Source organism: Sorangium sp. So ce375, assembly GCF_051473855.1.
Classification (GTDB): Bacteria; Myxococcota_A; Polyangia; order Polyangiales; family Polyangiaceae; genus Sorangium.
Genome location: NZ_CP150335.1, coordinates 13005156 through 13018404, shown reverse-complemented (window position 1 = coordinate 13018404; position 13249 = coordinate 13005156). Strand labels below are relative to the sequence as shown.

11 protein-coding genes are annotated in these 13249 nt (G+C 70.4%); all 11 read right to left on the bottom strand.

Annotated features, from left to right (window positions below; genetic code table 11):
* Nucleotides 1-23: 23 nt before the first annotated feature.
* The gene (locus WME90_RS48435; RefSeq protein ID WP_437278915.1) at nucleotides 24-1139 is read right to left on the bottom strand and encodes a TauD/TfdA family dioxygenase; all 1116 of its coding nucleotides are present in this window, start codon (nucleotides 1137-1139) and stop codon (nucleotides 24-26) included.
* A gap of 319 nt (nucleotides 1140-1458) precedes the next feature.
* Nucleotides 1459-1734: a hypothetical protein gene (locus WME90_RS48430; protein WP_437278914.1), complete on the bottom strand. Its 276-nt coding sequence runs from the start codon at nucleotides 1732-1734 to the stop codon at nucleotides 1459-1461.
* A 322-nt stretch (nucleotides 1735-2056) separates the two neighbouring features.
* Nucleotides 2057-2917, bottom strand: coding sequence for a carbohydrate ABC transporter permease (locus tag WME90_RS48425; RefSeq protein WP_437278913.1), 861 nt, complete (start codon nucleotides 2915-2917; stop codon nucleotides 2057-2059).
* A complete protein-coding gene (locus WME90_RS48420; protein WP_437278912.1) occupies nucleotides 2914-3795 on the bottom strand; it encodes a carbohydrate ABC transporter permease in 882 nt (293 codons plus the stop codon). The genes WME90_RS48425 and WME90_RS48420 overlap by 4 nt, the downstream gene beginning before the upstream one ends.
* Nucleotides 3792-5138, bottom strand: a complete 1347-nt coding sequence (locus WME90_RS48415) for an ABC transporter substrate-binding protein (protein ID WP_437278911.1) — start codon at nucleotides 5136-5138, stop codon at nucleotides 3792-3794. The genes WME90_RS48420 and WME90_RS48415 overlap by 4 nt, the downstream gene beginning before the upstream one ends.
* A gap of 37 nt (nucleotides 5139-5175) precedes the next feature.
* Nucleotides 5176-6321 (bottom strand): ABC transporter ATP-binding protein, encoded by a 1146-nt coding sequence (locus WME90_RS48410; protein WP_437278910.1) that lies wholly within the window; start codon nucleotides 6319-6321, stop codon nucleotides 5176-5178.
* A 9-nt stretch (nucleotides 6322-6330) separates the two neighbouring features.
* The gene (locus WME90_RS48405) at nucleotides 6331-7134 is read right to left on the bottom strand and encodes an HAD family hydrolase (protein WP_437278909.1); all 804 of its coding nucleotides are present in this window, start codon (nucleotides 7132-7134) and stop codon (nucleotides 6331-6333) included.
* 313 nt (nucleotides 7135-7447) lie between these two features.
* Nucleotides 7448-8779 (bottom strand): aspartate kinase, encoded by a 1332-nt coding sequence (locus WME90_RS48400; RefSeq protein ID WP_437278908.1) that lies wholly within the window; start codon nucleotides 8777-8779, stop codon nucleotides 7448-7450.
* A 139-nt stretch (nucleotides 8780-8918) separates the two neighbouring features.
* Nucleotides 8919-10100 carry a YkgJ family cysteine cluster protein gene (locus WME90_RS48395; RefSeq protein WP_437278907.1) on the bottom strand — a complete coding sequence of 394 codons (1182 nt, stop codon included), beginning with the start codon at nucleotides 10098-10100 and terminating at the stop codon, nucleotides 8919-8921.
* Between the two features lie 580 nt (nucleotides 10101-10680).
* Complete coding sequence (locus WME90_RS48390; protein ID WP_437278906.1) at nucleotides 10681-12267, bottom strand: MSCRAMM family protein; 1587 nt, start codon at nucleotides 12265-12267, stop codon at nucleotides 10681-10683.
* 246 nt (nucleotides 12268-12513) lie between these two features.
* Nucleotides 12514-13086: a hypothetical protein gene (locus WME90_RS48385; RefSeq protein ID WP_437278905.1), complete on the bottom strand. Its 573-nt coding sequence runs from the start codon at nucleotides 13084-13086 to the stop codon at nucleotides 12514-12516.
* Nucleotides 13087-13249: the final 163 nt, after the last annotated feature.

The window sequence follows — 13249 nt, the reverse complement described above, 5'->3', positions numbered from 1 at the left end:
AGCGCCGGGACGGGCTCCTGCTCTCACCTCGCGCGCCCGTGCGAAGCGCGGGCCGCTCGCTCGTCCCGGGGCGGAGTGTGGCGCTCCTTGAGCACGGTAAGGATGCGGCGCTCGCCTTCGAACGAGTTTCGGCCGTGGTAGGAGAGCATGTTGTCCAGCATCATGAAGTCGCCCTTCTGCCAGGGGAACTTCACGGTGTTGGCCTCGAACGCGGCGTGGATCTCCTCGAGGATCGACTGCTCGATCGGGGCGCCGTTGTCGCCGTAAAAGGCGTTGGTGTTCTGCTCGTGCGGCGCGAGCGTCAGGATAGCGCTTATCTGCTCACGCGAGAGCCCGGGTTCGAGCAGCCTCACCGACGGGGTCATGGCGCCCCGGACGTCCGACGCCATCGTGCGCAGGTACGACTGGTTATGGAGAAATAGCTCCCCGGTGATGGGGTGGTAGGCCGCGCCTTGCGCGATGTTCCTCGTCCGAAGCCTCTCGCCGCGCCATTCCGGCTCGAGGCCCAGCTCGCGGCATAACTCGCTGACCTTGCCCTTGTCCGGGGTATCGAAGGACAGCTGCCAGCCCGAAACGATCGCCGATCCCAGGTCTGTTTTCGGGTCGTAGTTGCGGATGTAGAGGACCTCGCGGTCGTGGAACCGCTTGAGGATCCTGGAACCCAGGCTCTCCTGGAAGCTTCGGGAGCTGCAGATCAGCGTCTCCCCGTCCTTGCGCGGGGCCAGGTCGCAGTAGAAAAAGACCTTCATGGGCCACGAAGGCATATAGGCCAGTTCATGGTGCTGCGCGAGCTTCACTCCCGGCGGGGCATACGTGGAGACATAGACGTCATCCGAGTACCTCTCCCGAGGGCCTGTTCCCCCGATGTACTCGAAGCGGACCTCGTCGGAGAGCAGGCCCACGAGCCGCCGGAAAGGCGCGACACCCAGATCGAAGCCGTGGAAGAGGATGCCCCCGTACTCCAGCGTCGCGTCGCGGATGAACCGCTCGTGCCTCTGAACCCAGAGGAAGATGGAGTCGGGCGCGCTGCTCGGCTCCAGCTGCAGGATGAAGCCGTGCTCAGGGAACCGAACCGAGCACTTCACGCCGTCCAGATCTTCGTGCGGCGGAGCGATCTCCTTCTTTCTGTCCAGCTTCACGGTTCCCCGCCTTTCGTATAGTCCTGGTCGAGCCGCATCAGCGACGACGACGACGTAGACCAGGCGCTCCCGAGGGTCATACAAGGCGGGGAGGCAGGGAGAAAAGACTCAGTAAATCTCCCTGTCTCCCCGCCTCCCCGTGATCTTTCTCGGGTAAATTTGACCACCACCGGCGAGGGGGCAGGGACCCGTTGTCATCCAGCGGGGGACTCGCCGTCAGGGGACACGAGGTCGTGTGCGACGTGCGGCGACATGGGTGAAGGGGGCCAGCCCGTTCGGCCGCCCCAGGGAGCCAACCGCCGTCCGCAGCAGGCCGCGATCAGCGGTAAGGGCCGTATCCCAGCTCGTGCTCGATCTTGACCAGCTTGTTGTACAGGCCGATCACGAGCAGGGATGGCGCCCACTGACCGATGAAGTTCGCGATCTGCTTCTTGCCGGCCAGCATGAAGCCGGCTGACACCGCCATCGAGCCGATCGCCAGCCCGAGATAAGTGCCGGACGGAACCCTGGCGGTCCTCTCCTCGATCTTCGTCGTGATCTTGCCCTCTTCCTTCTGCGCCATCTGCTTCTGCATCATTGGTTCGGTCGTGGTCATCGTGGATCTCCTTCGGCAGCGCCCGGCCGGCGCTGCCGCGGCCGGTGCTGCGTTGGCCGCCGCGAGCCGGTGCTATGACCGGGCCAGAAGAAAGGGCGTCCGGACGAGAACAAACCGCGCAGCGAGCTCTCCTGCCGTCGGCGTCGCAGCGCCGTGTGCCGCCAGGTGAACGCCGCATAGGCGAAGCGTGGAGGGCGGCGATAGCCACGATGGCAGGGCTCGATCGCGCCCGACGCTCACTGCCACGTCGATGCACACGCCGGCCGGTAGACCGCTCGATCGCCGGCCTCCGGCGCCGGCTCTGCTCGGGCGCCCGCGCCGCTCAGATCCGCGCCGTCACCGCGCGCAGGATCTGCCGCTGCGCCGCCGCGAACACGAGGAGCACAGGCAGGCTCAGGATCACGTTGCCGGCCATCACGAGGTGCCAGCGGACCCCTGTCCCCTGCTCGCGCAAGAGCGCGATCGCGAGCGGGAGCGTGCGCACCTGGTCGTCGGTCGTCATGACGAGCGGCCAGAAGTAATCGTTGTAGTGAAAGACGAAGCTGAACAGGAACAGCGCCGAGAGCGTCGGCCGCAGCATCGGGCCGAGGATCAGGTAGACGATCCTGAGCTCGCTCGCGCCATCCATCCTCGCCGCCTCGATGATCTCGTCGGGGACCGAGAGCAGCGCCTGACGCACGAGGAACGTGCCGAGCGCGCTCACCCCGAAGGGCAGGATCAGCGCGGCGAACGTGTTCACGAGGCCGACCGAGCCGAGCATCGTGAAGACGGGCACGAACGTCACCTGCGCCGGGATGAGCAGGCATGAGAGCACCAGGACGAACGCGGCGCTCCTCCCCGCGAACCTGAGCTTCGCGAGCGCATAACCGGCCGGGAGCGCGAGGACGATCTGCAGGAGCGCGATGGCCGTCGCCATGAAGACGGTGTTGACGAAATACCGCACCACCGGCACCGCCTGGAGCACCTCGCGGTACGCGCCGAGCTGGATGGCCTGCGGCAAGGGGTACGCCGGAGCGCGCGTGATCTCGGGCAGCGTCTTCAGCGAGGTGATCGTCATCCACGCATACGGCCCGAGCCACACGATGGCCACCAGGAGGAGCACGGCGTCCGAGACGAGGCGGCGCGAGCGCGAGCGCGAGCCGAAGCGCCCCGCGTCGGCGCCGCCGCGCTGCCCCGCCGTCATGACGGCCGCCTCCCCTCGCGCGGCGCGCCCGCGCGGAGCGCCCAGAGCTGCAGGACCGTCAGGAGGAGCAAAAAGACGAAGAAGATCACGATCATCGCGCTGGCCCGGCCGACCCGCAGGTTCACGAAGACGTGCTCGTAGATCGCGTAGACGAAGAGGGTCGTCGATTTGACCGGCCCTCCCTGCGTCATCACGCGGATCACGTCGAACGCCTGAAAGGAGAGGATGAGGCTCGTCGTCGCCACGAAGGCGGCGCTCGGGCGGAGCAGCGGCCATGTCACGTGGCGGAACCGCCGCCACGGGCCGGCGCCGTCGAGCGCCGCCGCCTCGTGGAGCGCGCGGGGGATGTCCTGGAGACCGGCCAGGAAGATGACCATGGCATAGCCGGTGATCTTCCAGACGCTCACCGCGGCCAGCGCGAGCAGCGCCGAGCGCGGATCGCCGAGCCAGCTCATCGTCGGGAGGCCGAGCCAGCGGACCGCCGCCGTGAAGACCCCCTCGGCGTCGAGGATCCACATCCAGAGGAGCGCCACCGCGACCCACGACACGACATAGGCGCTGAACACCGCGCCCCGCACGAAGGCATAGACCGGCCCGGGTCGATCGAGCGCCACCGCCAGCGCGAGCCCCAGGGCGCCGGAGAGCGCCACCACGACGGCGCTGTAGCCGAGCGTGCGGAGGAGCGTGCCGGCGAGCTCGCCGCTCTCGACGAGGACCTCGTAGTTCCGCAGCCCGACCGGGCGCGGGGGCGTGAGCAGGTCCCACGCGTAGAAGCTGTTCTTGGCCGCGAGCAGGAGCGGGACCAGGAAGAACACGGCCAAGAACGCCGCGGTGGGCAGGAGGAGCAGGTAGGGCGAGAGGGGGTGCTTGGGCTTCATCGCTCGCGCGCCGCGCGGACGGCCTCGGAGAGGGTCTCGGCGGCGTCGCGCGGGGCGAGCACCGCCTCTTCGAGCCGGGGCTGCACCGCCTCGCGCTGGACGCGGAACAGGTCCGGAGACCAGGGCCAGGGCGCGGCGTGCGCGAGCTGGTCCACGGCGACGCGGTCGTTCGGGTGCGCGGCGTAATAGCCGCCCTGGGTGAGCGCCTCGAGGCCGCGCCTCGAGACGGGCATGTAGCCCGTCCGCGTCGCCCACGCGTTCGCCTGCGCGGGCTCCATCATCCAGCGCAGGAACGCGAACGCCGCCTCCTGCGCCGCCGGCGCCGCGCCCCGCGGCATCACGAACATCGTCCCGCCCGTGGGCACCGAGGCGCGCACGTCGCGCGGCAGCGGGGCCGCGCCGACCTCGAACTTCCCCGCGCCCGCCTGGCCCGCGTTCTCCTCCAGGTACCGGAGGAACGCGGTCGAGGTCCAGATCATCGCCACCCGGCCCGACAGGAAGTCGGCGTTCGTCACCTGCCACGCGTTGTAGTCGCGCCCCGGCGGCGGCTTCATCGTGCGGTCCTCGTGCACGAGCGTCTGCCAGAACCGGAGCGCGCGCACGCCCGCCTCGCCGCCGAACGCCGGCGCGCCGTCCGGGCCGAGGATCTCGCCGCCCGCCTGCCCCACGAGCGCCGCCCAGAACCACCAGTCGATCGGGCACTCGAAGCCCCACCGCCGCGTGCCGCCGCCGTCGCGCGCGACGAGGCGCGCCGCCGTCGCGCGGAGCTCGTCCCAGGTCGACGGCGGCGACAGCCCGAGCTCGCGAAACACATCGCGGTTGTAATAAGCGATCGGCGTCGATCGGTTGAACGGCAGGCAAACGAGCGGGCGCTCGGCGCCGCCCACGAACGTCCCCGACTGGCCGAGCGCCTCGACAACGTCGAGGTCGCCGCCGGGGGCGGCGGCGAGGAACCGATCGAGCGGCTCGAGCACGCCCGCCTCGGCCAGGTAGGGCACCACCTCGCCGACCACGTGCGTCAGCGCGGGCGCCGCGCGCGCCGCGAGCGCGGTCCGCAGCTTGGCGAGCGCCTCGAAGTAGTCGCCCTGGTACACGGCGTCGATGCGGTAGCGGCCCTGCTCGCGGTGGAACTGGTCGACGAGCGAGAGGAGCACCTCGCGGTTCTTGCCGCCGTAGGCGAACCACAGCGAGGCCTCGATGCGCCCGTCCGGCGCCCGCCGCGCGCAGCCGATCGACCCCGCCGCGGCCGCGGCGAGCGACGCGGCGAGCGCCCGGAGCGCGTCGCGCCGCGAGCGCACGGCGCTCGCCCAGGGCCGCGGCTCCCCCCGCGCGCGCCCGCTCACCGCGCCGCCTCCCCGCGCACGGCGCGGCCCTCCCCGCTCATGACGCCGCCCGCGTCGGGGCGATCCGCGCGCCGGAGCCCGCGTCGAACCAGAGCACGGCGCGCGGATCGAGCCGCGCGCGCACCGCTTCCCCCGGCGCGGGCGTCGCGAAGCCGTGCGCCCGCGCGCGCAGCCGCGTCCCGCCCGCGTCGAGGTACAGGAACGTCTCGGCGCCGAGCGGCTCGGCCACGACGACGCGCGCCTCGACCTCCACCTCGCCCTGCGCCCCGGCGTCGCCCCGCGGCCCCGCCTCGCCGTGCGCCCCCGCGTCGTCGTGCGCTCGATGCCCCGGCGCGACACGCAGGTGCTCGGGCCGCACGCCCGCGATGGCCCGGTCGGGGAGCGCCATCCCCGGCGGGGCGGGCAGCGAGAGCGCCGCGCCCTCGTACCGCCCGCCGGAGCGCTCGAGCGGGATGAGGTTGATCGCCGGCGTCCCCAGGAACCCGGCCACGAAGGTGTTCGCCGGCGCCTCGTAGATGGCGCGCGGCGGGCCGACCTGCTGGAGCTCGCCCGCGCGGAGCACGGCGATGCGATCGCCCATGGTCATGGCCTCGACCTGGTCGTGGGTCACGTAGACCGACGTCGTGCCGAGGCGGCGCACGAGCGCGGCGAGCTCGACCCGGAGCTCGGCGCGCAGCGCGGCGTCGAGGTTCGAGAGCGGCTCGTCGAAGAGGAACGCCGCGGGTGCGCGCACGATCGCGCGCCCCATGGCGACGCGCTGGCGCTCGCCGCCCGAGAGCTCGCCGGGGCGCCGGTCCAGCAGGTGGCCGATGGCGAGCATCGCCGCCGCCGCCTCGACGCGGCGCGCGCGCTCCTCCCGCGCGACCCCGCGCATCCTGAGCGGGAAGCCCATGATGTCGCGCGCGGTCATGTGCGGGTAGAGCGCGTAGCCCTGGAAGACCATGGCGACGTCGCGGTCCTCCGGCGCGACGCGGCTGACGTCGCGCCCGCCGATCGAGACCGTGCCGCCGTCGGGGCTGTCGAGGCCCGCGATCAGCCGGAGCGCCGTCGATTTGCCGCAGCCCGAGGGGCCGACGAGGACGAGCAGCTCGCCGTCGTCGACGTCGAGATCCAGGCCGGCGAGCGCGGGGCGCGCGGCGCTCGGGAACCGGCGGGTCAGGCCGCGGAGAGAGAGGGTAGCCATGGCGGCGGCTCAGGTGGCGAGGAGGACGAGCCCGGGGATCGTACGGGCGACCGCGAGCAGCTTGGGGCTCGGAGAGACCGCGACGGGCACCCGGGCCGCCCTGAGCAGGGCGGCATCGTAGGCGCTGTCGCCGAAGGCCGCGAGCACCGCGAGCTCGGGGAAGATGCGCTCGAGGGCGCGGATCTTCCCGTCGCCATAGGTCGCGGGCGCGCCGAGCTCGGGGGCGATCCGGCCCTCGCGGACGGCCGGGGTCATGGCGGCGATCCGCCCGGGCGCGATGCCGAGGCGCGCGACGGCGCGCTCGATCACGGCGCGCGGCGACGCCGAGACGACGTACACCGGAACGCCGCGCGAGCGCGCCCAGTCGAGGATCGGCAGCAGCGCCGGCCGGATCCGCCCGGCGTGGCCCTTCTCCTCGAGCACGCGGTCGACCATCGCCGCGAGCTCGTCCTCGCGCCACCCCGCGAAGGCCCAGGCCATCATCGCGAAGGCCCGGTCCTCCGGGTAGCGCTCGGCGTTGAACGCCGCGTAGAGCGCGCTCGCGATCTCGTGCGCGCCGCCCTCCGCGGCGACGCCGAACGCCTCGGCCTCGCGGCGCAGCGCCGCCTCCGCCTCGGGACGCGCGCAGCGCCCGGCGAGGAACGCCTCGAAGAGATCGACGCCCACGTCCCCCTCCCAGAGGGTGCCGTCCGCATCGAACGCGAGCGCGGCGCGCGTGGCGTACGTGCCATGCGCGGCCTCGATCCGCCGCAGGATGTCGGTCGTGCTCTCGCGCGGGATCGTCGCGCTGCCGTCGAGGTGTGCCGCTGTCATCGTCTCCCCGGGGCCGGACGCCGCGTCCGACCGAGGACTACGCCTACAGCGGCGCCCGCGTCGCGTCACGCCTGTCAACGCTCCGTCACCCGGGCGGCACCGGGTGCATCGGGGAGAAGGCTGGATGGCCACGGCGTGCGGGAAGGAGGGAAACCGCAAGGGCGCAAGGGGCGCAAGGGAACAGAGATACACGCTGTTCCCTCTTCCCCTATCCCCCTCTTCCCCTCTTCCCCTTGCGTCCCTTGCGCCCTTGCGGTTTCTCTCCCCCTCTGCCGAATTTCTCGGGATTTTGACGCGTTCGTCGCGCTAGGCGCTACCGCGCCTTCTCGAAGAGGGAGCGGTGCAGCACGGCGACCGAGGAGGCGACGTGCGCGTCCTCGATGACCATCGACAGGTTCACGCTGCCGGTGGCGTAGCTGAGCATCTCGACGTTGACGCCGGCCTGGGCCATCGCGTCGAGCACCTGCGCGGCGACGCCCTTCTGCTTGGGCAGGCCCTGGCCGACGATCACGAGCGTCGTCCGGTTGGGCAGGACCTCGCAGGCGCCGAACCGCTCGAGCTCGGGGAGCGCGCGGCTGAGCTTCCCGAGGTCGTCGGTGGTCATCGAGACCGACACCTCGGACGTGGTGATCACGTCGATCACGACCTCGTGCCGGGCCAGCGCCGCGAGCACCTGCGCGAGGAAGCCGACCTCGCCGAACATCCGGGTCGAGCTGATCTTGAGCACGACCTGCCGCTCGCGGTAGGCGATGCTCGTCACGGGCGGGGACGCGGCGTCGGTGTTGAAATCGATGACCGTGCCGGGGTGATCCGGCCGGTTCGTGTTGAGCACCCGCACGGGGATGCCCTTCTCCATCGCGGGCAGGAGCGTGGAGGGGTGCAGGACGCGGGAGCCGAAGAACGCGAGCTCCGCCGCCTCGTCGAAGCGCATCGTGGGGATGTTCCGGGCCGTCTTCACGACGCTCGGGTCGGCGGTCATCACGCCGTCGGTGTCGCTCCAGATCTGCGCCTCCTCGGCGCCGAGCCCCGCCGCGACGAGCGTGGCCGTGAGATCGCTCCCGTTGCGGCCGACGGTCGTGATCTCGCCGGCCTCGTTGCGGCCGACGAAGCCGGTGACGATCGGCACGATCCCCTCCGGGACGCGCTCGGCGAACATGGCCTTGATGCGGGCGTCGAAGCCGGGCAGCGGGCGCGCGCGGCCGAAGTTCGCGTCGGTGACGAAGCCGAGATCCCAGACGTCGTAGGCGCGGGCCGGCACGCCGCTCCGCGCGAAGAAGTCGGCGATGCAGCGGACGGCCATGCGCTCTCCGAAGCTCGCGATGTAGTCGAGGCTCCTCGGGCTGAGCTCCTTGACCAGGCTGATGCCGCGCAGCAGGTCGGCGATCTCGTCGTAGAAGGGCGCGAGGAGGTCGGGCGCGCAGCCGAGCGACTCGGCGACCGCGCGCTGCTTGTTCACCGGGACGGAGGGATCGAACCGCCCCGTGGCGGCGGCCTTGGCAGCGTTGATCAGCGCGTCGGTCATGCCCTTGTGAGCGGAGCTCACCACGACGGGGCGGCGGTCCAGGCGAGCTCTGACGATGTGAAGAACCTTCTCGATCTGCGCGCGGCTCTCGACCGAGCTGCCGCCGAACTTCATGACGATCATGCGCGTGCCTCCATGGGCCTGCTGGGCCCGGTGGGCGCGAGGATAGTCGCGGCCAGCGGTTAGGCGAGCCCGGCTTGCGTTGACGCGAGGTGCTAAGAGCCAGCCCGGTAACGCGGACCGAAGCGGGCGGACGAGGGTCCTACGCCTCGGTCGCCAGGAGCGCGCGGAAGCTCTCGCGCTTCGTGAGCAGGAGCCAGCGCAGGTTCTTCATGAGCTTGCCTTGCTCCGAGAGGGCCGCGTGGCTCAAGAGGACGAGCTCAGCAACGCTGATGCCCTCCCGCACGTCCTCCAGGGAGACCTTGACCCTGCCGTCCGCCGCGGCCCGGCAGCGGGCAAAGCGAGAGATCACGACCGTGGCGAGCGAGAGGTCGAGCACGGCCGCCAGCAGGTGTCGTGGCGCCGAAAAGATGTGTCGGCGCTGGAGCACGAGGCGCAGGTAGTCCTTGACGGCGACCCCCTCGTCTCCGTCGAGGAAGCGGTCGACCGTGCTCACCCGCTGGAGCTTGAACGGCTTTGGGATGAACAGCATATCGACGGTGCCTCGCCCGAGCATCCAGGCGGCCTTGTTCCCGAAGCTGCGCAGCGCCTGGAGCTCCGTCCAGGAGGCCTTCCCGACCCGGTGGGACTCGCGGACCCGCGATGGATAGCAGAGGTTGCCGAGGAGATAGGCAAACAGCACCCGCGCATAAAAAGAGGGCTCCTTGCGGGGCGCGAGCGGCGCGATCTCCTCTCCGCCGGCCTGCCCGAGGGCGGCGTCGACCGACGCGTCCGTCGCGCGCCCGTTGCCCTGGGGGAGGGCGCGCTCGAAGGCCGCCGTCCAGTCGTAGAGCCGCGCCAGCGTCGACGCCGGCGACGCGCCGGTCGCGAGCTGCTCTTCCCAGTGCCTCGCGGCGCGCAGGTAGTGCGGCTGGGGGAGGATCACGCCGCTCAGCGTCGCCAGCGCCTTCGACATCCGCTCCGTGTCGCCTCGCTGCTGGAGCTTCGCCTTGAGCTGGCGGTCCACGGGCTTGCCGTAGTTGTCGCGGATCGACGGGCACAGCTGGGAGAGCTGCGCGACGACGGCATCCTTCTCGTCGCGAACGAACCCGAAGGGGAACGCCTGACACGATTTCGGGATGTACTCGTGGCCGAACCGCTTCTGCATGCTGCAGAGCATGTCGTCGTCGAGGAAGACGCACTGGAGCTGGCGGTCCCGCTCCCGCACGGGCAGGACGCCGCGACCGATGACGAGCGCCCCCTCTTCTCCGACGCGCTCCCGCACCCAGGGCTCGGCGAGATACCGCCTGGCCTCGTCGCCGCTGAAGCGGATGTTCCACGGCATCCGGCAGCACCGAGCTGGGCAGTCGCGGCACTCGAACTTCTGATTCGGGGGATGACTCGGGGGAGCGATGAGCTTCGTCGCCATGGGGCGGCGGGACGATACAACGCTAGGGCGATCTGCGCTCGATCCCCGCGTGCCACGGGTCCATCGCGCCCGGCGCGGCGCAGCGAGCCAGTGGGCTCAGGCGTGGCGAGCGCGGCAGCGACAGACAAAAAGACAGCGCCGCCGGGGCCTCAGGGGGGCGAAGGCCGCGCCGGCGGCGCTGCCCTCCATGTTGCACTCCCCGTGCCATCCGGCGGATCCCTAGGTCGCCCCCTGAATTGCGGACGTGCGTCAAGGACGTCCCCTTTCAGGTTTCGTTTTTGAAACGCCACGGTCTCAGCATTGAACGATCGTAAGGTCTATTTTCTTACCACGACATTTCGTCCAGAATGAAACAGTTCCAGTATTCACGGCAATTTTCGTCGTCGGATGCTTTGCCGTATTCCGTGATGCGAGCGCTGAACCTGAAAATGCGAACCGGCCGTCCAGGAGGCTCTGCCTCCGGACAGCCGGGCGATCGCAGCCGTCGCTGTGCTAGCTACCGCAGCGGGAGCGCGGCCTCCTTGCCCTTCGTGCTGGGCAGGTCGATCACCTGGAGATCTGCCGTCGTGACCTCGCCCGACTTCACGCGCGCGCTGGTCCCGATGCTCGTCGACTCGACGTTGACGATGTAGCCCCCGGCCGGGAGCCCGGACACGCGGAACGAGCCGTCCTCCGCGGTGACGGGGTGGTACATGCCGATCGCGCCATCGTCCCCGATCGGGGTGGCCATCATGAGGCGGGCCCCCGGGAACGGCTTGCCGCCCACCGTGACGCGGCCTCGGATCTCGCCGGTGCCTCGCGGCGCGAACGAGATGTCCTGCTGCGCGCTCTTCCCCTCCTCGATAGCGATCCCCACGAGCATCGCCTCGTCACCCCGCCGCATCATGACGCGGAGCTCACCGGGCGGTACCTGCTCGAAGAGGAAGCGGCCCTCCTCGTCGCTCACCGTGTTCACGAAGCCGATAGGCCGGTGCATCAGCGTGAGCCGGGCGCCGGCGACCGGCTTGCCATCGGCGTCGCGCGCCACACCGGAGATGCTGCCGCCGGAGGACATCACGAGCTTCACCGGCTGCAGGCCATCGCAGCTCGAGACCTCGATCTCGACGGTCCTCACAGCGTTGCTCCCGTCATAGGCACGGACGGCGATCGTCCCCTTCGGCACGTTGGGCAGGCTGAACAAGCCGTCGTCCTCTGTCTGCGCCTGCGCGGCGGCCTCCATGGCGAGGCTGCTCATCTCGCCGACGGCGAACAGCGACTCGGCGTCGACGTACACCCCCGCCAGCGGGGCGCCGGACGCGTCCACGGCCTGCCCGGTCAAGGTACATCCCTTGGAGAGGGTCAGATCCATCTTCTCGACATCGCCGGGGCGCACGCTGAGGTTCGTGGAGAACGCGGGCGCGAACTCCGCCGCCGTCGCCCTGACGATGACGTCCCACGAGGGCAGCTGGTCGATGCGGAACGAGCCGTCCGGGCTCTCGAACGTGCGAGAGAACAGGGGCGGCGTCGCCGGGGTCTCCGCCGTCACGGTCGAGAGGACATCGATCGAGAAGCGGCGCACGGGCTCGCCCCGCTCGTCCAGCACGCGCCCCTCGATGACGCCGCTCTTCGGCAGCACGATGCTCACCGCCTCGCCGGGGAGCGCCGTGGTCGCCGTGGTCCCGTACCCCTCGAGGCTCGCGCTCAGCTGATAGGTGCCGTCCGGGAGCGCGAGCTCGAACCGCCCGGTGTCGTCGCTCTTCACGGAGCCCACCGTCGAGAGCACGTTGCCGGCGACCTCGAAGGTCATCGCGGCGACGGTCGCGCCACCGAGGGTGTTCCCGTCCGTGCCGTAGACACGCCCGCTGATCGTGGGCCGGGCCTCCGGCCTCGCCGCGGGCGCCGCGCCGCGCAGGAGCGCCCTGTTGCGGTACCGGGTGTGCGTCTCCGCTCCGCCCGCCGGACCGGTCGCGGAGGCCACCGGCTCGTCCGTCGGACGGAGAGCGAGGAAGATGGCGACACCGGCCAGGGCGGCCAAGAGCAGTCCGCCGGCGATCCACAAGGGCCGGCGGGAGGGGTTCCGTTGCGACGTACTCGGTTGCATCATTGTTCCTCCAGACGAGTTGACCTGGCTAGAGCCCCAAGCCCGGAAGCTCGGCGAAGCGGAACGAGGAGGGGCTACCGGCGTTCGCCGGCGCCCCTCCTCGTTCCGCGCGACGCGACCGACGAGCGCCTCCCCGACCTGCCCGGGGCCGTTACTAAGGGCTTTCTGCGGGGAGGCTCTCGCCGATCGGTCGCGCGCCAAGCGCCGTCTCAGAGCCCGGTGAAGACCGGTCTCAGCGGCACACCGGCGTCAGAAGCACTTCGGAGAGAACGTGTGGGAAACGGGCATCGCCCACGGGTTACCGAACGTGATCACAGCCTTGATCTTGCCGCTGTCCTCATCCTCAATCCCAGAGAAATTGCAGATGGTCGCCTTCTGGAGGCGTGTGTTGATGCCGACGCTGGGCGGGACCCCCGGATCCGTGTTCAGCTCGACCTTTCCGTCCACGGGCCAAAAGGAGTTCATGTCGCAGTCGGCTCTCCCGATCACCGTCGTCTGGCATACAAAGAGGTTACCGAACTGGGCGGCGCCCGGCGCAATCGGGGCTCCCCACCTGGCGGCGTAGCAGCACTTATCGAGGAACGGGCCCGACTGCTCTACCAGCTGGAAGGCGGCGATACCGACAGACAAGGGCATCGCCCTCAGCCCGGACCTCGCGGTCACCTCGTAGTGGCAGTCGTTGCGGATGGCCATGGCGCTGCCCGAGATCGACGTGACGGTTGCGAAAGCGAGCGCCCAACGAGCAATATTCTTCATGAGAAATACCTCCGAGGAATCGAATCTGTGGTGAAGTTTGATGCAGATACCTATCCAGATCGTCACCCAAGGGATGCACTCCCTCGGGGCCTGAGCCAGGAGAGCGATGTCAGGACGGGTGCGACGCACGTCGTCGTCGCCCCGTCATGGTCACGCTCCCGGAGGAACCCGCCCCGAGGTCATGGCGCGAACAACAGGAGACTATTCTCCCCGCGGACTCACGCAAGCA